Origin of the sequence: Paenibacillus sp. TC-CSREp1 (assembly GCF_050171015.1) — a bacterium.
Classification (GTDB): Bacteria; Bacillota; Bacilli; order Paenibacillales; family Paenibacillaceae; genus Paenibacillus; species Paenibacillus silvae.
In genome coordinates this window covers 21,978-46,071 of record NZ_JBNOKM010000029.1, presented here as the reverse complement: position 1 = coordinate 46,071, position 24,094 = coordinate 21,978, and the positions used below count along the sequence as shown (strand labels likewise).

General features: G+C 46.2%; 22 protein-coding genes and 1 pseudogene. 14 read left to right on the top strand and 9 right to left on the bottom strand.

Going from position 1 to position 24,094, the window contains the following annotated elements; genetic code table 11:
* Positions 1-14: 14 nt before the first annotated feature.
* Entirely contained in the window at positions 15-1,313 is a 1,299-nt protein-coding gene (locus ACQSGY_RS28450) for a polysaccharide deacetylase family protein (RefSeq protein WP_427181905.1), read from the bottom strand.
* A 308-nt stretch (positions 1,314-1,621) separates the two neighbouring features.
* On the opposite strand from ACQSGY_RS28450, the gene ACQSGY_RS28445 reads away from it, so the two are divergent.
* The 6 genes from ACQSGY_RS28445 (at position 1,622) to ACQSGY_RS28420 (ending at position 7,645) form a co-directional block, all read left to right on the top strand.
* On the top strand, positions 1,622-2,224 hold the full coding sequence (locus tag ACQSGY_RS28445) for a DedA family protein (protein ID WP_253299488.1): 603 nt from the start codon (positions 1,622-1,624) through the stop codon (positions 2,222-2,224).
* Between the two features lie 167 nt (positions 2,225-2,391).
* Positions 2,392-3,906 carry a spore germination protein gene (locus ACQSGY_RS28440; RefSeq protein ID WP_427181903.1) on the top strand — a complete coding sequence of 505 codons (1,515 nt, stop codon included), beginning with the start codon at positions 2,392-2,394 and terminating at the stop codon, positions 3,904-3,906.
* Between the two features lie 20 nt (positions 3,907-3,926).
* Positions 3,927-5,132 carry a Ger(x)C family spore germination protein gene (locus ACQSGY_RS28435; protein WP_427181901.1) on the top strand — a complete coding sequence of 402 codons (1,206 nt, stop codon included), beginning with the start codon at positions 3,927-3,929 and terminating at the stop codon, positions 5,130-5,132.
* 4 nt (positions 5,133-5,136) lie between these two features.
* The gene (locus tag ACQSGY_RS28430; protein ID WP_216519951.1) at positions 5,137-5,373 is read left to right on the top strand and encodes a hypothetical protein; all 237 of its coding nucleotides are present in this window, start codon (positions 5,137-5,139) and stop codon (positions 5,371-5,373) included.
* Positions 5,374-5,390: 17 nt separating this feature from the next.
* Entirely contained in the window at positions 5,391-6,494 is a 1,104-nt protein-coding gene (locus tag ACQSGY_RS28425; protein ID WP_427181899.1) for a GerAB/ArcD/ProY family transporter, read from the top strand.
* Between the two features lie 26 nt (positions 6,495-6,520).
* A complete protein-coding gene (locus ACQSGY_RS28420) occupies positions 6,521-7,645 on the top strand; it encodes a GerAB/ArcD/ProY family transporter (protein ID WP_427181897.1) in 1,125 nt (374 codons plus the stop codon).
* Positions 7,646-7,709: 64 nt separating this feature from the next.
* On the opposite strand, the gene bcp is transcribed toward ACQSGY_RS28420, so the two are convergent.
* The 4 genes from bcp to ACQSGY_RS28400 form a co-directional block, all read right to left on the bottom strand.
* Positions 7,710-8,180: a thioredoxin-dependent thiol peroxidase gene (bcp, locus tag ACQSGY_RS28415; RefSeq protein WP_427181896.1), complete on the bottom strand. Its 471-nt coding sequence runs from the start codon at positions 8,178-8,180 to the stop codon at positions 7,710-7,712.
* A gap of 109 nt (positions 8,181-8,289) precedes the next feature.
* Complete coding sequence (locus ACQSGY_RS28410) at positions 8,290-9,075, bottom strand: ABC transporter permease (protein ID WP_427181894.1); 786 nt, start codon at positions 9,073-9,075, stop codon at positions 8,290-8,292.
* A 4-nt stretch (positions 9,076-9,079) separates the two neighbouring features.
* The gene (locus ACQSGY_RS28405; RefSeq protein WP_289375807.1) at positions 9,080-9,874 is read right to left on the bottom strand and encodes an ABC transporter permease; all 795 of its coding nucleotides are present in this window, start codon (positions 9,872-9,874) and stop codon (positions 9,080-9,082) included.
* A 1-nt stretch (position 9,875) separates the two neighbouring features.
* Positions 9,876-10,922: an ABC transporter ATP-binding protein gene (locus ACQSGY_RS28400; RefSeq protein WP_427181892.1), complete on the bottom strand. Its 1,047-nt coding sequence runs from the start codon at positions 10,920-10,922 to the stop codon at positions 9,876-9,878.
* Between the two features lie 240 nt (positions 10,923-11,162).
* Between ACQSGY_RS28400 and ACQSGY_RS28395 the strand changes: the two genes are divergently transcribed.
* The 3 genes and pseudogenes from ACQSGY_RS28395 to ACQSGY_RS28385 form a co-directional block, all read left to right on the top strand.
* Positions 11,163-12,203 carry an LCP family protein gene (locus ACQSGY_RS28395; RefSeq protein WP_427181891.1) on the top strand — a complete coding sequence of 347 codons (1,041 nt, stop codon included), beginning with the start codon at positions 11,163-11,165 and terminating at the stop codon, positions 12,201-12,203.
* Positions 12,204-12,525: 322 nt separating this feature from the next.
* Positions 12,526-13,842 carry a glutamate-1-semialdehyde 2,1-aminomutase gene (locus tag ACQSGY_RS28390; RefSeq protein WP_427181890.1) on the top strand — a complete coding sequence of 439 codons (1,317 nt, stop codon included), beginning with the start codon at positions 12,526-12,528 and terminating at the stop codon, positions 13,840-13,842.
* 54 nt (positions 13,843-13,896) lie between these two features.
* Positions 13,897-14,019: pseudogene (locus ACQSGY_RS28385) on the top strand (IS256 family transposase); the annotation flags it as partial.
* A gap of 545 nt (positions 14,020-14,564) precedes the next feature.
* On the opposite strand, the gene ACQSGY_RS28380 reads toward ACQSGY_RS28385, so the two are convergent.
* Both ACQSGY_RS28380 and ACQSGY_RS28375 read right to left on the bottom strand, forming a co-directional pair.
* Positions 14,565-14,798 (bottom strand): helix-turn-helix domain-containing protein, encoded by a 234-nt coding sequence (locus ACQSGY_RS28380; RefSeq protein WP_427181889.1) that lies wholly within the window; start codon positions 14,796-14,798, stop codon positions 14,565-14,567.
* A complete protein-coding gene (locus ACQSGY_RS28375; RefSeq protein WP_427181888.1) occupies positions 14,750-15,082 on the bottom strand; it encodes a sigma factor-like helix-turn-helix DNA-binding protein in 333 nt (110 codons plus the stop codon). The genes ACQSGY_RS28380 and ACQSGY_RS28375 overlap by 49 nt, the downstream gene beginning before the upstream one ends.
* Before the next feature lie 745 nt (positions 15,083-15,827).
* On the opposite strand from ACQSGY_RS28375, the gene ACQSGY_RS28370 reads away from it, so the two are divergent.
* Positions 15,828-16,304 (top strand): L,D-transpeptidase, encoded by a 477-nt coding sequence (locus ACQSGY_RS28370; protein ID WP_427181887.1) that lies wholly within the window; start codon positions 15,828-15,830, stop codon positions 16,302-16,304.
* A gap of 50 nt (positions 16,305-16,354) precedes the next feature.
* Here the strand turns inward: ACQSGY_RS28370 and ACQSGY_RS28365 are convergent, their stop codons facing one another.
* Positions 16,355-17,164 (bottom strand): hypothetical protein, encoded by an 810-nt coding sequence (locus tag ACQSGY_RS28365; RefSeq protein ID WP_427181886.1) that lies wholly within the window; start codon positions 17,162-17,164, stop codon positions 16,355-16,357.
* Between the two features lie 477 nt (positions 17,165-17,641).
* Positions 17,642-19,057 (bottom strand): PLP-dependent aminotransferase family protein, encoded by a 1,416-nt coding sequence (locus tag ACQSGY_RS28360; protein WP_427181885.1) that lies wholly within the window; start codon positions 19,055-19,057, stop codon positions 17,642-17,644.
* Between the two features lie 175 nt (positions 19,058-19,232).
* Here ACQSGY_RS28360 and ACQSGY_RS28355 point away from each other — a divergent pair, with 175 nt between their 5' ends.
* From ACQSGY_RS28355 to ACQSGY_RS28340, 4 genes are all read left to right on the top strand, one after another.
* Complete coding sequence (locus tag ACQSGY_RS28355; protein WP_427181884.1) at positions 19,233-20,168, top strand: DMT family transporter; 936 nt, start codon at positions 19,233-19,235, stop codon at positions 20,166-20,168.
* Between the two features lie 152 nt (positions 20,169-20,320).
* Complete coding sequence (locus ACQSGY_RS28350; RefSeq protein WP_427181883.1) at positions 20,321-21,430, top strand: GerAB/ArcD/ProY family transporter; 1,110 nt, start codon at positions 20,321-20,323, stop codon at positions 21,428-21,430.
* Positions 21,411-22,880: a spore germination protein gene (locus ACQSGY_RS28345; protein WP_426334033.1), complete on the top strand. Its 1,470-nt coding sequence runs from the start codon at positions 21,411-21,413 to the stop codon at positions 22,878-22,880. The genes ACQSGY_RS28350 and ACQSGY_RS28345 overlap by 20 nt, the downstream gene beginning before the upstream one ends.
* The gene (locus ACQSGY_RS28340) at positions 22,877-24,034 is read left to right on the top strand and encodes a Ger(x)C family spore germination protein (protein ID WP_427181881.1); all 1,158 of its coding nucleotides are present in this window, start codon (positions 22,877-22,879) and stop codon (positions 24,032-24,034) included. Before ACQSGY_RS28345 ends, ACQSGY_RS28340 begins: the two co-directional genes overlap by 4 nt.
* Positions 24,035-24,094 lie beyond the last annotated feature (60 nt).

The following is a 24,094-nucleotide window of genomic DNA, read 5'->3' as shown; positions in this document are numbered from 1 at the left end:
ATTAATCGTTTCTTTCAAAGAAATGAAAAGGAATGCCTGTAATCCATAGACGTCCAGGGCGGGTCCACGGTGATTACCCACTCGCTGTCTCCGGACTGCACCATATACTGCTTCGCTCCAAGCTGCTCCATCAATTCGCCCGCAGCTATCCAGATCGTGCCTTCATTACTCTCCATTACGGCATGTACCGAGTGCCCGCTCTGCTCATGCAATCGCTTGGACGTCATTGTGCCCATGGCTGGATTGATCTGCACAATTCGATCCTTCCACCAGGTGGTAGCGGTACCTGCAGCCTGATCCCAACTAATGCTTCCTCCCAGCTTGTTCATATAACTGCGTAGAGGAACTAGTACGTTCTGGTCTTTAACGCGATATTCATCCGGCTGAAGTTTAACGGTCATGTATCCCAGCTCAATCTTCAGCGGTTTGGCTGAAGCCCACTGCGATGCGTTTGCGTCCACATGTTTGGCAATCCAGGCAGCACCTGGAGAAGGTCTGCTTTTAAATTTCGCCGCAGGTTTGACCTGGAATTGCACAGGCTCATCCGAAGGCTGCATTACTTCAAAGTGATACCCCTGCTGCTTGTAATAATGAATAATATCAGGCAGCGCCTTCACCGTTTCGGCATGTGCTCCTCCGTCATGCATCAGAACCAGTGCATTGGACGTTCCTGCCAGGACCGCTGTAGCATGAGCGATAATTTCGGCAGCAGGCACATTGCGCCGCTTGGAGTCGCCGCTGTCCACGTTCCAGTCCATGACAGTGTATCCTCCCCTTTTTAACAGGTCAAAATAAGTATGGTCAAAGTGGCCATAGGTTCCTCCAGGTGCTCTGACCAGTGCAGGCCGAATGCCAATAATGCTGTGAATGATATCCTCCGTGCGTTTGATCTGCTGCCAGAACGATGGAAAATTCCGATACAGCTCGCTATATTCATGGTTATATGTATGATTGCCGATAGCATGTCCGTCCCGGTGAATTCGTTTTATCATCTCAGGCTTCCGCTCCGCATGCTGTCCCAACACAAAAAAGGTAGCCTTCACCCCGGCATCACGTAAAATATCCAGCACCTCCGGCGTATGTTTTCCGGGTCCATCGTCAAAGCTCAGGTAGACTACCTTGTCTTTCTTATCGCTTTCTGCCGCCGCTGCGGTAGATGATGCACCAGCTCCAAGCATGCCTGTCAACAGTATTACAGTGAGTAAACAGCCTATGGACAGACGCTGCCACATACGCACTTTTTCACAGACATATGAAGCATGTTGATTGAGCTGCCCGTTCCGTTCCATCCACAATTGCGATCCGTACGCCATGTATGAACCAACCTCCAGCACTCTAGTGATTTTGCTGATAGACTTCAGCAGATTTGTTAGAATTATATGGAGGCGGAGCGCAAAAAAGACTCAATTGAACGATAATTTTGCAATATTTGTTGCTGCTTGCTGCATACAGGAATTGATTCTTGTTCAACATTTCGGTAGCATTAGAAAATAACGAGCATATACGGGCGCGAAGCAATGAATTGTGCCTGTCTGATGTATTTGAGGACGCCAGGAGTGTGAACCTAGTGGAACTACTTGAAAAGATCCAGCAGTTGTTCGGGTCTTACGGATATAGCGTAATGTTTTTTGGTCTGCTGCTGGAGTTTATCGCCCTCCCCTTCCCGGGAGAAACGACGATGGCATATGCAGGATATTTATCGTACAGAGGACAGCTGGACTTCGGCACACTGGTTATACTCGCCTTTCTTGGAACGACCATAGGTATGACGATTACGTATTTCATCGGAGCCCGAGCGGGGCTTCCCTTTATTATGCGATATGGCAAATGGTTTTTCTTCAAGCCGGACAAGCTGGACAAAACACAGAAATGGTTTGCCAAATACGGCAACGGATTGATTTTTATCGGATACTTCATCCCCGGGGTTCGCCACTTCACGGGATACTTCTCTGGCATTGCTGCAATTCCGTTTCGCAAGTTTGCTCTCTATGCCTATTCTGGCGCCTTGTTCTGGGTGGTGCTGTTTCTTGGCATCGGCAAACTGTTCGGCCCTGGCTGGAGTGCAATATTCCAGCTCGCTCACCAGTATACTGCTGTCATTCTTGCAGCCATTGGTGTAGTGCTGATCATCGCCGTGATCTATCGTTATCGTCGAAGCCTGACTAGAAGCAGCACTCGCAAAGCGGTGCCCGTTCGCCAAAGACAAAAGCAAAACGCAGACTGAATGTCGTCTGTGCCTCTTTTACCAGAGTCGTGTGCCTGCACGGCTTTTTTTGCGTTTGCTTCTAAAACATTTTGAAATAAAAAGCAAATGATCTTTTTTTCATAAATTAAAAAACTCCCGGTCATACTACTTTCAAATAAAGGGATTGTTGACAGAGGGAGGATAACATGGCCTCAGAAGAGCATAAGCAGCAAGAAACAATGCCTATTCATCCCAACCTGCATGAGAATATCGCGTATTGCAAAAATAAGATGGGCAACAGCAACGACCTGATGATTCGTCCGCTGCAGACCTTGCATAAGTGGGCTTCGGTTCTGCTGTATGTCGACGGACTTGTCGATGTCCAGGTGCTGAACACCGCAATCCTGCAGACCTTGATGCAAGAGCGGGGCTTGCCTGACTTCTCGGCGGATGATGAACATCTGTCCTATCTGCAGAACGACGTTCTTACTGCTGGTGAAGTCCTTTACGTCGAAGATATGGATGACGCTATACATTCCATGCTGGCCGGTGATGTGATCCTTCTGCTGGAGGGATCAACCCGCGGGCTGAAAATCGGGGCTTCCGGCTGGGAGGATCGGCCCGTTGGTGAGCCCGTCTCCCAAACTGTCGTGCGGGGACCGATGGAAGGCTTCACGGAAAATATACGAACCAACACTGCCTTGATACGCAAACGTATACGAGACCCCCAACTGTGGATTGAGGAGCGCGTGATTGGGCATGTTACCAAAACTCGCGTTGCTGTGGTGTACCTGGAGCACATCGTGAACGAAGACGTCGTCAAGGAGCTGCGCAGCAGACTGGATGGGATCGATATTGATAGCATTCTTGAGAGTGGCTACATTGAGGAACTTGTGCAGGATAAGACAAAAACCATCTTTCCAACCATGTATAACAGTGAACGTCCGGATGCGGTATCGGCTGCCCTGTTGGAAGGACGCGTTGCTATTATTGTGGATGGGACCCCGTTTGTTCTGCTTGTCCCTGCACTGTTCGTGCAATTTTTCCAGTCCCCCGAGGATTATTATCAACGGGCAGATATCAGTACACTGATTCGCATGATCCGTTATTTGTCCTTCTTCATTGCTATGCTTGCGCCGTCCTTCTATATCGCAATTTCAACCTTCCATCAGGAGATGCTGCCAACCAACCTGCTGATCAGTCTTGCTGCTCAGAGGGAAGGAGTCCCTTTTCCTGCATTTATCGAAGCCCTGCTGATGGAATTAACATATGAAATTTTGCGTGAAGCAGGTATTCGTATTCCTAAAACGGTTGGTCAGGCTGTATCCATCGTGGGTACGCTGGTTATTGGTCAAGCAGCCGTGGATGCCGGTGTTGTATCTGCTGCCATGGTTATTATCGTCTCCATTACTGCGATATCCAGTTACGTTATTCCAGAGAACGGCCTCTCGATTTCAGTACGGATTCTCCGCTTTGTGTTGATGATTTTGGCCGCAGCCTTCGGATTTTACGGTATTCTGATCGTACTTTTAATCACGGTAACCCATCTGTGCAATCTTCGCTCATTTGGAGTTGCGTATATGACTCCGTTCGCGCCTTACATTCAGAAAGATCTGAAAGATACCATCTTCCGCGTACCTTGGACCCGGATGAAAACACGCCCATTGTCGACCGGAACGCCCAATGTGACCAGACAAAAGTCCAGAAAAATCAAGCGCTAATTCAGTCAGGAGATCGACATATGAAGAGAAGTTTATGTTTATTGCTGTCTTTTGTCGTGCTGCTTCCTTTACTCACAGGATGCTGGGACCGCCATGAACTGAATGAACTTGGCATCATGCTTGGCCTTGGGGTGGATAAAGAGGGGGATCAGATCCGGGTCAGCGCCCAGGTTGTAGTACCCAATGAAATATCATCCAAATCTGCTGGCGGCAAAGGCACGCCTGTGACCCAATATCAGGCGACCGGAAAATCACTGTTTGAAGCGATACAGAGTCTTACCGAAACCAGCCCGCGGAGAATATTTATGGCTCATGTACGGGTTCTTATATTCGGGGAAGAGTACGCTCGCAAAGAGGGAATCTACGACGTGATAGAGGCACTAATGAGAGAACCCTCTGCTCGGCCAGACTATTATGTCATGGTGGCACGAGACACCAAGGCATCCGAAGTGCTTGATCTGCTTACGCCTCTGGATAATATTCCCGCTGAAAAATTATTCAGCTCTCTCGATGTATCAGCCAAAACCTGGGCACCTACAACAACAGTAACAGGGGACCAGCTTATGGACTACATGCTGACACCTGGTATTCATCCGGTAATCACTGGTGTCGAAATTATCGGAGATCACAGCAAAAAAGGCAGTATAGAGAACATATCGACTATACGTGCGGCTGCAAAACTGAATACAACCGGCTTAAGTGTATTCAAAAGAGATAAGCTGATTGGCTGGCTCAATGAAGACGAATCCAAGGGATACAATTACATTCGGGATAATGTGAAATCAACCACGGGTATTGTGGACTGTCCAAACGGCGAGGGCACCGTTACGTTAAAGACCCTGCGAGCTTCAACGAAACGCAAGGCCAGAATTATAAACGGAGAACCGCAAGTTAAAATAAAAGTGAATGTTGTATCTTCTGTCGCATCCGTAGACTGCAAGATGCAGATTGGCTCCATGACAGCCATCCGTGAATTGGAGAAAGCCACCCAGGATCGGCTGAAGGAGCTTATGGAAAAATCGGTTAATTCCGTTCGCCGCAAGTACCATGTAGACATCTTCGGTTTTGGAAAAGAAATCTACCAGACAGACCCCAAATTCTTCAAAAAACATGAACAGGATTGGGACAAGTATTTTGAAGATCTTGACGTGGTATACGAGGCCAATGCCCAGATCAGACGTGTGGGCACACTGGATAACTCTTTCAAAAAAGATATAAAGGAATGAGCGCATGTTACTCACCATTACAGCTATCCTGGCAGGCTGTCTGATTGGAATATTGGACCTCCCCAAACTTGTTCGAGCCAAACAATGGAAGGAAACTGCAGTATACAGCGGTATGCTGCTCACAGCTACCGTATTCAGCGTCATTGCGGTGAACCTCTGGGAATTCCCCAGTCCGCTTTATATCATCATCTGGATCTATGAACCCGTGAATCAATTGCTGGCTTATCTTACCGGGACCTAGCTAAAGGAGGGAAATTGATGCTTGAGAAGGGACGACTGGGGATCCGCTCACTGGCAACCCTGACCTTTATGATGGTTGTTGGCGATATGATGCTGATCTATCCTTCGGTGATTACATCATATGCCAAGCAGAACGCCTGGATCTGTGCCTTGATCGGCATTCCCATCAGTATGCTGCTGATGGCTATGTTCCTCCGATTGGGCAAAGCGTACCCGGATCAGAATCTGGTCGCCATGGCTCGAAGCATCCTCGGGTTCTGGCCAGGCACGCTGGTTGCTGTCTTTTACTTGTATTTCTTTCTCATTGGTGCTTCTACCCATGCCCGGGAGGTAGGCGATTTTCTGGTTACACAAATATTTCCATATACTCCGATCCGCGTGCTCTTGTTATTATTTCTAGCTGCTGTCTGCTGGAGTCTATATAACGGAATTGAAACTATAGGACGAACCAGTGAACTTCTACTGCCAATTGTCGTAGTGTTCATTCTGATCCTAGCCTTCTGTCTGCTGCCCAAGGTGGATACCAGCAATTTGAAACCGTTTCAAGACACGAGTGTTGTTTCTCTGACCCAGGGCATCCTTGTAAGCATCCTCTATCCAGTTGGCGAAACTATTCCGATCCTGATGCTGCTTCCCTATACATCCAGGGAGGCTCATCGGAATCGAGACGTAATCATTGCGGCTGGTCTTGGCAATCTGATGCTTGCGATGCTGGTGACCATCTCTATACTGGTGCTGGGAGCATTCCTGACGCAGCATAACATTTATGCGTCCTTTACCCTCAGTCAGAAGATCAACATCGCCGATTTTTTCCAAAGAATTGAAGCCTTCATGGCATCAGCCTGGCTGATTTCCACTTATTTCAAAGCTACCATTTATCTTTACGCTTTCACGATGGGCATAGCGGAATTATTTAAGCTGAACCATTTTCGTTTTCTCATTTTGCCTTCATCGATGCTTGCCTTCGGCCTATCCAACGTTATGGCTTCAAGTGTAACCTTTATCATAATTACCGTTGTCCCCTACTGGGTCGACTGGGATACCACCATTGGCATTCTGTTACCCGGTCTGCTGCTCATCGTGCATGGAATGAGATCCAAATTCAATCAGAGCAAGCAATAATTCGACCTTAAAGGAGTACATTCGATATGCTGATTCAGGAGAAGCTAACCATTCGACAATTTGCAGTCCTAGCACTCTTGTCTATGATTGGGGACATGATTCTGATCTATCCCACGATGATCACATACTCAAGCCATCAGGATGCCTGGATCTGTTCCATCTTGTCTCAGCCTATTGGATTATGCATATTATGGTTGATCTATAAGCTTCATCAAACCTATCCAAACCTGTCGTTAATTGAAATCTGTCCAAAAATACTTGGTGTATGGATGGGGTCCATCCTGTCTGTAGCCTATTTGTTTTATTTTCTAATGGGTACTTCGATCTGTATTCGTGAAGTCGGGGATTTCATGACAACTCAAATTTATCTATCCACCCCTATTCGTGCCATTCTTCTGCTTTTTGTTGCAGCACTCACTTGGGGAATGCTCAAAGGACTTGAGTCTATCGGGAAAAGCGCGGAAATCTGGATTCCTTTTGTTATAGTCGGACTGCTCATTCTCTTTATTTTTTTACTGCCCCAAGCCGAGCTGTCCCGGTTGAAGCCCTTCTTAAATACTCCCTTTTTCTCGATGGTCTCCAGCAGCTTCCGCGGTGCTACAATTTCTTATGGAGAACTCATCATTTTGTCCATGATTCTTCCTTATGTCAAGCATGACTCCCATGTACGCCGGGATATGATGCTATCTGTACTGCTGGGAGGCGCTCTGTTAACATCGCTTCTGCTCATAGCCTTGCTTGTGGTAGGTCCCCTGCTCACACAGCACAATATTTATATTTCATATATTCTTGCCCAGAAAATCAACGTAGGGAACTTTTTTCAACGTATCGAAGCTCTAACAGCTATTACGTGGCTGATATCCACGTACTTCAAAACAATTATATATGCATTCGGATTTGTAATAGGTACCGCTCAATTATTTCGATTAAAAAGCTACAAACCGCTCATTTTGCCATCCATGATGCTGCTCTTTGCCATGTCTGTTGTCCTTGCTCCCAACATTATTTTCTACACCATAACCATTACTATTGCCTGGTTTGATTGGGATTTCACGGCATGCATCATTATCCCATCGTTGCTTATACTGATCCATCGAGTTAAAAACAGCTTCAAGAAGCGGCGGACCAGACCATCCGCTGATGCAAAATAAACAGGCTGCATCCGGATCCTTTCTATCCGAGATACAGCCTGTTTAGCATGAGAACGAGACGACCCTATAAAGCCTTTACTGTCTCCAGCGCCTCTTCAATATGTCCCTTCACACGTACCTTCGGCCACTGCTTGATCAATTTGCCCTCTTCATCCAGCAGGAAGGTTGAACGCACAATGCCCATATATTCCTTGCCATACATCTTCTTCAGCTGCCACGCTCCAAACTGCTCGGCAACCACATGCTCCTCATCCGACAACAGGATGAAAGGCAAGCCATACTTGGCAATAAACTTGTCATGCTGTTTCATCGGATCGGTGCTGATGCCCAGAATGACCGTGTTCAGTCCTTGAAATTCCTCATGCCGGTCACGGAAATCACAGGCCTGCTGTGTGCACGCCGTGGTCATATCTTTGGGATAAAAGTAGACCAGTACCCGTTTGCCGCGAAAATCAGACAGCTTCACTCGTTCACCCGAGCTCGATGGCAGTTCAAAATCCGGAACTTGTACTCCTTCAGTTAAAGTCATTTTCATGTCCTCCTTCACATTTCTCGATATGAAATCTTCGGAATTAACGTTTTGGAAGCCTTCAAGTTCATTCTCTGAAAACCCCTGATATTCACGTAACGTTACCTGTTGGTGGTTACGAGCCTGCTCCCCGATATCGTTTCACACCGAAGTTCCATAAGGTAAGCCCAATCGTTGCAAACACCAGCCCCATGACTGGAGTCAGCAGTGCCATGCGATGCATCTCGGTTCGATCCAGGAACAGAGCCGCCGGATAGATGCCGACAAAGGCAAACGGGATAATCCAGGTGAGGAGCACCTGGATCGCCCGGTTATAAATCGTTACAGGGTAACGTCCGTATCCTTGAATATTGTACATCAGCGGTAAAATGCCTGTCGGCGCATCCGAATAAAAGGAGAGCGATGTCAATGTGGTGTAGATACCTGCATAGATCAAAACTGAACTGATCGCCAGAATGATTAATGCTGGAATATGCCACCATTCAAGCACCAGCCCCATCTCCGCACCGCTGATGATCATAATGATCAGCCCGATGAACGAGCCCACGAGGGAGGGCGGGTCCACATTTTCCAGCAAAATCTGAAACAGATTGTGTGCCGGACGAGTCAGAATGCGATCCATCTCCCCTTTGACAATATACCGCTCACTGAACCCCCACAGATTGATAAAACAGCTGAAGATGCCGTATGGCACCATAAAGTAGCCGTAAACAAACAACACTTCTGCCTCACTCCACCCGCCAAGGTTGTCCGTATGACGGAAAACGACAAAGATAAAGATCAGATTGGTCGCCTGAAACAGCAGATCCGAAATGATCTCTACCCAGAAGTCGGCGCGGTAGGTAAGACGTGTCTTCATGTAATTTTTCAAATATTCCCAGATCAGACCTATATAGTACATTCCGTTAACCCCCTTGCACGAACAGACGCTTGCGCGCCTGCCGCCAGATCAGCACCATCGGCAGCAGCAAAAGGACAAACCAGAGCACCTGAATGCCGAGTACATTCCAGATGCCCGTACCCTCCACTCTGCCAGTGAAAACCGAGCCGGGCAGATACGTGATCGCCTGAAACGGCAGCACCTTCATAATGGTTGCAAGCCAGCCCGGATACAGACTGATTGGAATAATGAGACCCGAGAACAGATCGACTACCACACGTTTCATGCGCATCATGCCTTCGTTATTTTCTACGAAAAACGCGGCCAGTCCTGTAATGACATTAATCTGGGAATTAATAAGGAAACTGAAAAACAGCATGACCAGGAAACCAATCCACGCCGAAGGCGCTGTTGGAAGCTGCACCGGAAAAAGCAGAATCGCAATGAGCATGCCTGGAATCATCAGCAGCAGGAATCGGAAGATGCCTTCCCCAAGCCCCTGCATCATTTTGACCATCACATAGTTAATCGGCCTTATAAACTGAATGGCTATGGAGCCATCCCGAATGTCAGCTGCAATTTCCCGGTCCAGGTTGTTAAAATAAAACGCACGCGCCATCCACGAGACAGCAACATACGTTGTCATCTGTGCTGCGGTAAAACCGCCAATCTCCCCGCTGCTTCCATAAATAGCTTGCCACGTGAAGTAATACACGCCAATATTCAGCGTATATATCAAAATGCCGGAATAATAATTGACCCGATACGCAAGCATCGTCAGAAAACGAATGCGCATAAAATCGATAAATGCACTGTTCATCTTAGGTAGCACCTACCGCTTCTTTATCTGTCGACACAATCTCCGGGCGCTCTGCCGAACCTGACTGGTAGATGCTGCGCACAATCTCATCCGTATTCGTCTCAATAATCTGAATGTCCGTAATATCGGCCTGACCTACCACACGACCCAGCACATCCGAAACGTTCAGTTCCAGCGGAATCCACACGGAAGCTGACAACTCATTCTCCACGGTCCAGCGAACAGGCATTGCAGCCGTCCATTCCTGCATCTGCGTGATGCTGTGGCCTGTGCCAAATTTGAAGCGAACCTCCCGCTCTGTGCCCCACTGGGATTTGAGATGATCCAGACCCCCATCATAGATGATGCTGCCTGCATCCAGCATGATGACCCTGGAGCATAGCGCTTCAATGTCCTGCAGATCATGTGTAGTGAGCAAGATCGTTGTGCCATGCTGCTCATTCATATCTTTTAGGAATTCACGAATCTCGGACTTGACCACGATATCCAGACCAATGGTCGGCTCGTCCAGGAACACGATGCCTGGGTTGTGCAGTAAGGCCGCCACCAGTTCACAGCGCATGCGCTGTCCAAGACTGAGCTTCCGCACCGGACGATTCAGCAGCTCCTGCAATTGCAGACGCTCGACGAGCTCGTCCAGACGTTTGCGAAAATCCTGCTCTCCGACACGGTACACTTTGCGCAGCAGATGAAAGGATTCAATCACACCGATATCCCACCATAGCTGGCTGCGCTGCCCAAACACCACACCAATATTTTTGACAAACTTCTCACGTTCCTGATACGGAACATATCCGCCTACTGATATATGCCCGGATGTAGGCACCAAAATGCCGGTCAACATCTTGATCGTTGTTGATTTGCCGGCACCGTTCTCTCCAATATATCCGCATATTTCGCCTTGCGGTATCTGAAATGAAATATCATTCACAGCCAATACTTCCTGGTATTGACGTTTGAACAGATCCTGAAACGCGCCCTTTAGCCCGCCACGGCTTTTCTGGACGTTAAACGACTTACGCAAGTCTTTGACATCAATCGCCAGCATGATTATACCTCACTTGGATTTTGTTGAAATTGCTTGTAGCCCAAAAAGAAATTATAATAGTAACAGTCAAAATTCAGCAAGCTATAAAAAAAGTTCGAAGCGGCCTCCTCTGCCTTGTGTCCGGAGGGGAAGCGAACGGAAAGCTTCGACTGAACCGCAGCTTCATATGTTCTGATGATCCGCAACTTTACATGTACTGAATTCGTTTATTTTTTATCTCAAATACAAAGGAGCGCTAGCATGACCAGAAAGACGAAGAGGACCATATGGATCTCTCTCGCCGCCTTCGTGTTAATTGTCGGTGGTGTTGTGTCCTACTATTTCGGTTCTATTCTTAATCAGTTGGATGGTTTGCAGAAAAAAGGCGAAGACTCGCCATTTGCCAATATTGAAAATGTGGAGAAAGTGAACACACCTGATCCGCCAAAATGGGAAGGCACCGAAACTGTTAATATACTGGTGATGGGTGTCGATGCACGCGGTCTGAAAAAGGGTGAAGTGCCCCGTTCCGACAGCATGATGGTGGTATCTCTTGATCCGTTGACCAAAAAAATCAATCTTTTCTCCATTCTGCGTGACACTTACGTGAATATCGACGGATACGGTAAAGACCGGATTAACACAGCGATTACGCATGGCCCGAACGTTGCAATGGAGGCGGCGAGCGACCTGCTCGGTATCCCTGTCCAATATTATGTGTATACCGATTTCCAAGGATTCATCAAATTGGTCGATGCCGTTGGCGGTGTAGACTTTGATGTCGAGAAGGACATGCATTATACAAGTAAAGCGGACAACAACGAGTATGATATTGATCTGAAAAAAGGATACCAGCATCTCGACGGCAAAACCGCCTTGATGTACGTTCGTTTCCGTCATGATGCGATGTCTGACTTCGCTCGTTCTGAACGTCAGCGTGAGCTGTTGAAAGCTGTAACGGCCAAGATGCAGTCTACCACAACGATCGCCAAGCTGCCTTCCATTCTGGAACAAGTAAGCCCGTATGTAGACACCAACCTTACGCTTTCCGACATGTGGAAGCTGGGTGGACTCGGGTACCAAAGCAGCATGAATGGCAGTGAACAGGTTCCGCCAATGAATTTGTTAAAAGAAGAGCGTACACCTGGCGGTGCTCAAGTCTTGACCATATCCAATGAAGAAAAACTGAAACAGCATGTGCAGGATATCATCCATCCGCCAGCCAAGTCAGAAGAGCCGCAAAGCAAGGAAGACAAGACGGCCAGCGGGGATGAAAAAAATTCACAGCAGCCGGCGCAGTAGACACTTCTTGTGAACCATCATTTTTGATGAGGAGTCCATGTCCGAGCTAACTTGGTAATTGTAATTATTGTTTCATCTATTTCAGTAAGTCATGCTGCAGACATTTATGAAGGCAGCACTAAACGTAATAATGAACAGGCAGATATCGTCTGTAACGATATCGTTCATAACACAGCCATGAACGGATTCATTCTCGAAAGGGCAGCCTAGATGCTGCCCTTTCGCTATGCCTGAACGCAAAAGTATGCGAAAATAATCATATCCTTCCAATGTTATGATCATATAAACTTTGGAACTACAAAAGGAAAGGAAGTTATCTTTTATGAATCCACGTACGAACTCTGAGTTGTTATATACAGAAGCCCTGCAGCATATTGTAGGCGGCGTAAACAGCCCGTCCCGCTCGTTCAAGGCAGTAGGCGGCGGTGCACCCGTTTTTATGAAAAAAGCACAAGGTGCTCACTTCTGGGATGTTGACGACAACAAGTACATTGATTATCTCGCGGCATATGGCCCAATTGTGACTGGACATGCTCACCCTCATATTACTCAGGCTATTGCTGAGGCTGCTGCGAATGGTGTACTGTACGGTACACCAACCGAGCTTGAGATCAAACTTGCTAAAATGCTCAAAGAAGCCATTCCCTCTATGGACAAGGTTCGTTTTGTTAACTCGGGTACAGAAGCGGTTATGACAACGATTCGAGTAGCGCGCGCTTATACGAAGCGTAATAAAATTGTGAAGTTTGCCGGATGTTATCACGGTCACTCTGACCTTGTTCTCGTAGCGGCCGGTTCCGGTCCTTCTACGCTTGGCATTCCCGACAGCGCGGGTATCCCGACCAGCATCGCGCATGAGGTCATTACCGTTCCGTATAACGATCTCGAAGGTTTGAAGGAAGCGCTCGAACGATGGGGTGACGATGTGGCTGCCGTTATGGTGGAGCCGATTGTGGGCAATTTCGGCATGGTTATGCCGGAGCCTGGCTTCCTTGAAGGTCTCTGTGCAATGACACGTGCGAACGGCTCTCTCGTCATCTATGACGAGGTCATTACCGCGTTCCGCTTCCATTACGGTTCCACGCAGACGTATGCCGGACTGGCTAATCATGCGGAGATTGAACCCGACCTTACGGCACTTGGCAAAATCATTGGCGGCGGCTTGCCGATCGGCGCGTATGGCGGCCGTAAACATGTGATGGAGCAGGTTGCCCCGCTCGGCCCGGCATATCAAGCTGGAACGATGGCAGGTAACCCGGCGTCCATCTCGGCAGGTATTGCCTGCCTTGAAGTGCTGCAAGGCGCTGGGGTATACGAAGAGATGGAACGTCTCGCCATTGATCTGACAGCTGGCCTTCAGGCTTCGGCCGACCGCCATGGCATCGATCTCACGATCAACCGCATTCGCGGTGCGTTCTCCACGCATTTCTGCAATCATCCCGTGACGAACTATGATCACGCTCAAGACACGGATGGCGAACGCTTCGCGTCCTTCTTCCGCCACATGCTGAACCGTGGCATCAACCTCGCACCATCGAAGTATGAAGCCTGGTTCCTGACCACGGCTCATACCGATGAAGATATTGCTGCTACGCTGGAAGCCGCAGAAGCTTCCTTTAAAGCTATGGCACAGGAATAACATGGAGCCATTTTGTAGTTCGTATGAATAGAATTAACATGTGACACATTACTGGTGGAGCAGTTTAATAAATTGTGCGAAATATTAAGGGTTAAAGAGAACAATCTAGTAACCGCACAGGATGCACAAAAACGGTTAAAGAATCTATTTGCTGAGACGTTTCAGGAGGTGCTGGACGAAATTAGTATCCACTGAGGAAGCACATTCTCGTTATCATCTTGGTAAACCTGACTGTTTGCTAATTCTTGGCGAAACGACGTGGAATGAGCTCACTACCGTTTTAGCTCCCCTCCTGAGTTCACTAAACTCATCTATATCACTAATATGATCAAGAGTTACCACCAACAGTTTCATAAGGTAACGGAGGGGAAAAGCATCTTTCCTAAAAATAAAGCCTTAATTAAAATGCTCTGACTGGTCCTGGATATAACATCCGAGCTTTATCTCCACTAATTGTTTCACACTTTAAACTTTAACTAGCCATACTGTAGGCCGCACGTCTAAGTATTAATAACATAAAATTGTAGAAATGTCCCTCTACCTCTTTCTTTCTGCAAGATGGAGAAAAAGATGTACACCAGTATCTTCTCACCGATTATGTACTTATTGAAATTACTTAATATCGTTCTTTATAATTCTCTCTTGATCAATATTTTTCAAGTAAAAAAGCGGAAAGCCATACACCAAAGATGTACAGCTCTAAAGAAACTGAAGTTCCTTCATTATTCTATTCTTTTTTCTGCATGTTTATTTATTATTAGTTCTAACAAACCAAGCCTGAGTGATTGCATAACATCTTCTTTGGGCATTTTAATGTACTTTGCAAGCTGTTCCATTTCGCATTCAAATATATCTACTATTTCCATAAAGGCTTCTTCATCACCTGCTCTAGCCTTTTTGACTAATTCTAAGAACTTAGCTTCATTGACAACTTCTTTAAGGTCTTCCTTTTCCATTTGTTCACCGCCTGTTGTGATATTTGAAGCTCAAATGCAACCTCTTTTTCGGATTTTCCTTCTAAGTAAATGGCACGGATTATTCTTTTACCAATTTCGTTATCGATTAGGTTAAGCACATCTTGGACAAATAACTTTGAAACCGAAGAATTTTCAAATGATTCAATAGATTTGATATCGTATACCATACCGAACTCTTTGTTAGCAGACACTTTACAGCGGTATTGCAGTCTCCATGCTATTTTCTTCAGTTCAGAACTATACATTTCTTTCGTCATTTCCATATAAATCACCCCTTTATATTAAAGGCAATATACGGAAGGATTTTACAACTTTCAAGAGTATAATTTATTAATATTTTCACTTTTTCATTTATATTTCAGCCAGCTAAAAGTTGTAAAACATCCGTCCCCCTAGATATGGGAATGAGGAAGAATGATATGGACATTGAAGGCCTAGTTCAATTGATTCCAAAATTTAGGTTTCCAATTGTATTAATTAAAAGAGTACTTTCCTTTTCCCCTCTTCCTCCCTCTTAGTTGTAGTCCCTACGTGAAACATAAACTTAGAACTGCTTGAATTATAATTTTCTGGAATAACTGGTGTTTCTGTATTTATAGCGTTTACGATGAATTTATGTAAGTAGTTTCATTACAATATTGTTAGCAATCTATGTCATATCTTTAAACTCTCATAATGAACCTATATAAGAAGTATTACAGAGATGTTAGTCCAATGTCGGTGTAGCTCGTAGATCAGTAAAGTCTAAATTAGACTTCAAATGGTTGGGACTGATTGTCAAACCCATTTCTACACTTCCTTTGAAAAGGATTTGTGTGCTGTTGGACAATACTACGATAATAGGTAGTCTCTTTTTTTAAAACTAATTATGAATTACGGTTGTTATTTGATGTTACAAATTACCTTATAAGCGAGAGAGATGATACATACACCGTTCGAATGTGGAGCCATTCAAGTGTTTGTAAACTCCATCATTTCAGCTCAATATACTAATGGAGGCGTTTAACAATGGGTTATCACATTATTGCAAATTTTCCAACCAATCGTGACTACAAAGGTACTTTGAAAGTATATTCCGACAATGGGGATTTGGTTTTCGGCCCTGTTGAGGCTCTAGGCCGTGGTTCAAATGACTCAAAGAACGGGAACGACCACACCAATTGGAAACTTCAGAATGCTGACATTCCAACAGGTGTAGCCAAGACAGTCGTATACGACAAGGGGAGTTCTCAATCCTCCTATGGCCCACATAAGCGGGTTTGGCTACATCAAGCTGTTAGTGGCAACTTCCTGATTGCAGAAAAAAATGGTCGTAGTGAAATCATGATACATGGTGGAGATCCTGCGACAAGCACATCCCTTTCATGGTATCCACTTCGTCCAACTTATGGCTGCATTAGGCTTTCGAACGATAATCAGAAAAAGCTGATTGATGTTCTGGTCAAAAACGGAAGCTCTGGGAAGATTACAGTGAACGAAATTTAAGAAAACAGGGCGGGATATTCCCGCCCTGTTTTTAAATACGCTGCAGAGTATTATTTGTCTAATTTCAATAATTGCTGAAACTCCTTCTGACTGATTTTTTTTACAGGTTTCACTTTTTTATTGGCAGAGTTGTATCTGTAAAGAATCATCTGGTTTGAAGGGTACTCGCTAATGTAATCGAGGGTATTTCCGTTTTTGTGCCAAAGAATAAGTCCCGTACTTATATAGTTCGTTTCGCGTGGCAAATATTCAACGGTATCTTTTACGGGATCATGAATTGCGAGAGAACTCTTTTCTGTGTCACCATAGGAAAAAGCAATTTTGTTTTCTTTAGGAGACCAATTATATGATGCAATGGTTTCTATGCCTTTCTTACCTGCTTTAAGAAGACGGTCATTTATTAACGTAGATTCACCCGTTTTAAGGTTCACAAGAATAAGTACATTTCCCGCGCTTTTAGAAGCTTGAATAGCTACCCATTCTCCAGAATATGAGTCAATAACACTCGTAACATCAAGCAATTTTTCATCAAAATCTCCTGTGTTTATAGTTCGATTAATTTTTCCTTTTGATACAACAATAGACTTAATTACTTTGGATTCAAACGTAGCAGCTTTTTCTTGTTCTACAGTATTTGCAGTAACTTTAATGGTTTTGCCAGTCCAAATAATTTTATTGCTATTCAATGTCTTTTTAAATTTTGGAATGCTTTGATACAGCGAAGAAGCCACGGATGCAGATTTTATAGTTATTGGTGAAACTGATGTGTTGGTGTTAAAAGCAGAAGCTTGAATTGATGATAGGGTGGCCATGCTACTTAACACTAATACGCTGGATAAAAGAATTTTGGTAACCTTCATTGTGTATCTCTCCTTTTAATATTGGAGGCTGTATCATGGTGCATATCCTCCATAATCGCTGACTGTATAATATAAACGAAAATAACTGTAAAATGTTCCTTTTTTTATTTCTTTTTTATAAAAACTATCCCAAACTAACTTAACATTGGAATTAAAGGATACCAAAGATGTTTAAACTTCTTGGAATTCATAGAGAGTTCTAAGCAATAAATTAACGGTTAATCTAAAACGTACATACGATTGGCCATTCGTAAAGGAGAAGGTCTATCGTATCTGCCCAAAGTATGATTTGTCACGCCCACACCGTAAAATTAAGACATAGCATCCCAGAAAAACTGGCATATAACCGAACCATTATAGAGTCGAATCACCTGTTTACTTTATACTCCAATCTTCACACATACCATAAGTTATTCCATCCCAGTTTAAACTTCTGTTCACTACATATTTCCAAGCCTTTACCCTCAGCTTACCTGTTCACTCCATTCCTTCGCGCTGCGATTTGAGCTGCAGTCTCGAAATTTCCTCGCGAATCTTCTGCATCCCCTCTTCTATACGCTGCTTTGGCACGTTGGAGATATTCAGGCGCAGCATCGTTTCAATTCCCGGCTCTCGCCCACGTTCGACCATACCCGAAGGGTAATATCGTTCCGTTGTATCGGCCAGAATTCCCCGGCTCTCCAATCGGGAAATCAACGTATTCACCGGCATTCCCGATGGCAGGGGAAGAACGGTATGCTCACCACCTGTACGCGGTGCATCCCGGAACGGGGCAAAGTCTGGATGAGCCGCCAATTGCTCGTGTACAACCTGCATGCGCGAAGCATAGCGACTGCGGATTATTTTACGATGATGGGCAAACATTCCGCTGTGAATGTACACCTCCAGCGCAGCTTGAGACAGAACGGAGGTGTCGATATCAAGCATTCTTTTGTACAAGCCAAAGCCGGATACCAAGGCAGACGGCAGCACGGTAACCCCAATGCGAAGTCCGGGAAACAGAATTTTGGAATAACTTTTAAGATAGATGACCCGCTCATTCGTATCATAGGACCACAACGGATCTTGTCTCGCGCTGTCCTCCAAATCTGCCAAATAATCATCCTCCACCAGATAAACGTCATATCGCTGGGCAAGCCGAAGAAGTCTTTTTTTCTCCACTGCCGTCATGGATGTCCCAATCGGGTTCTGAAACCGTGGCATCACATAAAAAAACTTGATATCCCCTTCCGCAAACTGGCGTTCCAGTGAATCCCAGTCCAGCCCTTCCTTTAAGGTTCTTCGCACACCTGCAACGGGCACCTTCAGACTCTCCAGCAGCGTCGGCATATTGTGGTACGTTGGCAATTCCACCATCACTTTGGTTTTACCACCCGGAAAAGTCATCAAAGCCAGCGCAGCAAGGGCCTGCTGCACACCCGATGTGATGAAAAACTGCTCCACTCCCGCAAACACCTGATAATCGGCAAACTGCTTCTGTAAAAGTGCAAGCAACGAAGGCAACCCTTGCTGGGTGCCGTATAAAAACAGCTCGTCCTGCTTCTGTCTCATCGCCAGATCCATACAATGCCGAAAATCCGCATACGGAAATACCCTCGGATCGGGAGCCGCCGAAGCAAAATCCAGTGGTTCCTGCCAGTCCATATCCTGTGCTCCCGTACCATTCTGCACTGCGTAATAGCCGGATTGAGGAATGGCGTACACCAGATGTCTGTGCTCCAGCCATTCGTAGGCCCGAATAACTGTGCTGATACTGCATTGATACTGCTTCGCGACGGTCCGGACTGCGGGCAGCCTGATCCCTTTTTCATCCCAATTACGACGGTCCTGTCGTATCATCTGCTCTTGTATCCACTCTTGCAAAGCGTGAGCGATCTTCTCATATTTTTTCAACGTAACGACTCCTTTCCCGAAATTGTACCGGTACAATCAATCATTTTCTCTATTGTAGCATGTGGCTCGCAGAAGTATATTAAAAAAGGCTCATATGTTCCACCACTTGACAGTTATTAGCATAATGGATGCCCACACATTCCAAGACTATATTGCATCACTGGAGGGAAAAAGAATGAATACTTCACGCAACCGAACCTACGCTTACATCGCATCTGTCGCTTATGCTGCGATTATCGGGTTATCCTTTTTATTTGTAAAAATGACCGTCACCATTGCACATCCCATTGATGTGCTTGCCCATCGCTTTGCTTTGTCTCTTATCGTGGTCAGCATTCCTGTGTTATTCGGCTGGATCAAGATTAATCTGCGCATGGCTGATCTGTGGAGAATCATCCCGCTCGGACTGCTCTCGCCTGTACTCTTCTTTGCCTTTCAAGCTTTTGGACTGGTTACCTCCAATTCATCAGAAGCAGGCATTATTCAGGCCATGGTTCCTGTGTTCACACTCGTCCTGGCATCCGTCTTCCTTAGAGAACGCACATCCATTGTACAGAAGTTGTCTCTGCTGCTCTCTGTCGCTGGTGTTATCTTTATCTTTGCGATGAAAGGCGGCGGGATGTCGATGAGCAACATGCAGGGTATTGTATTGCTGCTGTTCTCGGCCATCAGTTTTGCTGGATACGGGGTTCTGGCCAGACCGCTCACTCGAAAATATAAACCGCTGGAACTGACCTGGGTTACCTTGATGGTAGGCTGCATTGTATTCAATGCGGCTGCGCTGATACGCCATGCTTACATCGGGTCCATGGCAGATTATATCCAGCCGCTCGGAGATCCGTCCTACCTTGGTGCCCTTGCTTATCTGGCAATCCTGTCCACCATGGTGTCCACCCTGCTATCCAGCTATGCGCTCACACATCTGGAGGCTTCACGTGTCAGTGTATTCAGCAATCTGTCCACGCTTATATCCATTGCCGGCGGCGCACTGATTCTGCACGAGCCTGTGCAGGGTTATCACTACATCGGGGCAGTTCTGATTATTGCCGGAGTGCTTGGTACTAATCTAAGTAATCATAAACAACGGCTGGTCAGTCATTCCAAAGCATGATGAAATGTTAAAGATCCTATAGATTCCATGAAATACAGCATAATCGAAGCTAGAAGAATTCTGTCCAACTCTCTTTCCTGTATGAAGCTGCGCAAACACGTTAACACTGCTGAGGACACTTTTACTTTTACTTGGAAAGGGAGTTCCTCCGCATGAAACGTTCACAACCTTCATTTTTGCAAGCCATGATGTTAATCATGTTATCGGTGGGTCTGATCAGCCACGTGTTAATTATCCCTGCCCTTCTGAGCGCAGCGAAAAGGGATTCGTGGATTTCCGTGCTGCTTTCTACCGGGCCGTTGATCATCTTTGCAAGCATGCTCGCCTACGTCTCTAGATTTCTACAGCATCAAACGTTACATGATTGGCTGTCTTCCCATCTCGGAAAGCCTATAGGCTTGATTCTGCGGGTGGGAAACAGTCTCTTTTTTCTATGCGCAATCTACTTCACATTACGTGACACAACCACCTGGGCCAAAACCAACTATCTCACCGAAACGCCTGTCATCGCAACGACAATCGCACTTATGGTGTTATGTGGATATGCAGCATACAAAGGCATGCGTTCACTTGCCTTCACGGCTGGACTGATTCTGCCACTCGTTGTGCTGCTGGGCTTCTACGTTGCCATTGTCAATTCCCAGTACAAAGATTACAGCCGGATGCTGCCCGTACTGGAGCAGGGATGGTCACCTGTCTTTCATGGGATGGTGTACAGCCTCGCCGGCATGTTTGAACTACTTTTCCTATGGTACATTCAGCCTCATCTCACCAAACGTATAAAGCTATGGCAGTATCTGATGCTTGCATTTATCATGATTGGTTTAACGGCAGGCCCTCTGATTGGAGCTATTGTAGAATTCAATCCTTATGAAGCCTCCAATATGAGATATCCCGCTTTTGAAGAATGGCGTATCGCTTCCTTGGGCAAATATATTGCTCAGACCGATTTCTTCTCGATCTATCAATGGCTGGCAGGTGCATTTACCCGAATCAGTCTGGCCATGTATATTGTGGTAGAAATTTGGAATATTAAACATGCCTCCAGAAGGATGATTACCTGTGCCTCATTATCTGTAGTCTTTATTCTTTCCATGCTGTATCCTCTGGATGATATGACCTTCACAAAGATTCTGGTCCATTACATCTTTCCATTCAATCTCGTGTATCTGAGCGGATTTGCCGTTCTGGCAACCTTGGTTGCCTTCATTCATTCACGGCGTCAGAGGAGGAAACATCACCATGGAGAAACAACCGATTGACACCACTTCCTATGAAACCCTGCTTGCATCCTTGAGAAAAAACTTTGAAGCCTGTGCAGATGTGGTAATCCAGACGTTTCCTGCCAAAGATGAGACCGTTCGTTCCGTCATTCTGCTCTACTGTGACGTCCTGGTGGACAGCAAGCAGATCAATCAATTCATCATCCCCCGGCTGGAACAGCATACATTAATTATGGAAGAAGCTCTCCCCCGTGAACTCGGCCTAACCCTGAAGCCCATCGACAACCTTTCTGATCTGCAAAACATAAATATGCTTCTGTTTAGCGGGCAACTGCTGCTTATTTTCGATAATGGTGTACAAGCCTGCAGCCTGGATATTGCCGATATCCCTGGACGCTCACCGGAAGAATCCGCTATCGAGACATCTGTGAAGGGGCCGCGTGACGGTTTCACTGAAGAGTTGTCCACGAACATCGCTTTGGTGCGCAAACGTTTGAAAACTTCATCCATGTGTTATGAGAAAATTGTTAAAGGGGCGCGGACACAGACAACCATTGGCCTGTTATACATCAAAGATGTGATCAACCCCGAAATTCTGAATACAGCTCGCAGCAACCTGGATCAGATTAACGTGGACGGCGTCATGGGTACCTCCATCATGGAACGAGCAGTCATGGGGGGTGTACGTAGTATTTTCCCGCTCACAGATAACTCCGAACGGCCCGATTATGTGGCGGATTCCTTGCTTAATGGACGTTTCGCTGTACTCACAGAGGGCTCACCTGTAGCTGTCATTGCACCGACCACATTGTTTAATCAATTGAAGTCGCCGGAGGACGAGAGCACTCCTTTTTTCATCGTGACTTTTGAGCGTATATTACGGATTGCCGGGCTGCTCATCGCCTGTTTTTTTCCGGCCTTCTACATCGGCTTGACCAGCTTTAATCTGGAACAGATTCCACTGCCACTGCTCGCAACTATTGCAGGAACGCGAATGGGACTGCCCATGCCAGTTACGCTGGAAGCGTTTCTGATGATTTTTATGTTTGAATTGTTCAATGAGGCGGGACGAAGGCTGCCGCGTGCGTTGGGACAGACCGTCAGTGTGGTTGGCGGCTTGATTATCGGGGATGCAGCTATTCGTGCCGGAATTACATCTCCCACCATTATTGTGACCGTAGCGATCTCCGTAATCTCCAGCTATATTCTGGTGAACACCGTTCTTGGGGGAGCCACATCTCAAGTACGCATCGGCATGTTAGTTGCTTCCTCTATTCTGGGATTATTTGGATTTATGGTTGCTCTGTTTGCATTGCTGGTTCATCTCGTATCACTGGAATGTTACGGTGTATCCTATCTGTCCCCTGTGTCACCATACATTCCGGGAGACTTCACACAGGCTGTGTCGATGCCGCCTTCCATGACCCGCACCAAACGCCCAGCCGTATTACGTACGCAGGACTCTACCCGTCATAAGGAGAAACCATGATGAAATGGGCTTACGTAAGTAGTATGCTTGCGGGTTGTGTCATACTTCTGACGGGATGCTGGGATTCCAAAGAAGTTCAGAGCATTAACTTTATTACTGCCATTGGCATAGATTACGCGGATAATCAATATATAACGTACGCCCAATTAATTGATTTCTCCAGCATTGCCAAACAGGAAGGGCCCACACCAAGAGAAGGGGGTCAAATCTGGATTGGCAAGGGGACTGGCACAACCTTGAATATGGCCATTAACGATCTGTATGAGACGTCGCAGCAGCAGACACTGTGGACCCATGTCAAAGCGATTGTGCTTTCCGAAAACGCGTTGAAAGGGCGACTGGAAGATATTTTCAATACGCTACTGCATTCCGGTCAACTGAGGTATACACCATGGATCTATGGGACGGAACAGGATATGTCCACACTGCTCGCACCCTCCACCATCCTGAACCAGTCTGCACAAACCATTGAGTTGTTCGAACCGATGAGACTCTACAGGCAGTACTCCGGTTATGAGCCCATTCGACTGCATCAGATGTTAGATAGCTTGAGAGAACCTGAATCCGTAGTGCTGCTGCCTTCAGTATCGAGCAAAAATCAGACGTGGCATAATGGCGAGAAGACCCCCCCGCTGATTCGAATGGATGGCCTATACGTTGTGAGCAATGGCAAAAGTCAAGGAAAGATCACTGGAGCCGAAGCGGATGGCACACGTTATGTGAACTACGATCATGTGTATCAATATCCACTATATGTGTACGGGAAGAACCGTCAGACCCCTGACCTTTCGTTAACGCTCCATCATCCCAAGACACGAATAACTGCCAGAAAAACCAAGGAAGGCATTACGTTTGATCTGCATACCTCGGTTAAAGCAGCCATCACCGAGAACCATGGCGCACCCCGGTCTCCTCGTACGATGGAACAGGAGGCTGAGAAGCAGATTGAAGCCCAAATTCGTGATACGTTCACCAAAAATAAATCACGCCACATTGATTCCTATGGCCTTGTGGAACATCTATACCGCCACAATATGGACTGGTGGAAAGAAGTGGTTCCCCGGCATAATGATCCGCTTGAACACTTTCAACTTGGTAAGGTTGAAGTCCGGGTGGACATTTTGAACTCCAGTACGTATAAATATGGTGAATAAAGCTTTTGAAGCGGAAGACCTGTAAACTGCATCTGATCTGATGCGGAATACAGGTCTTTT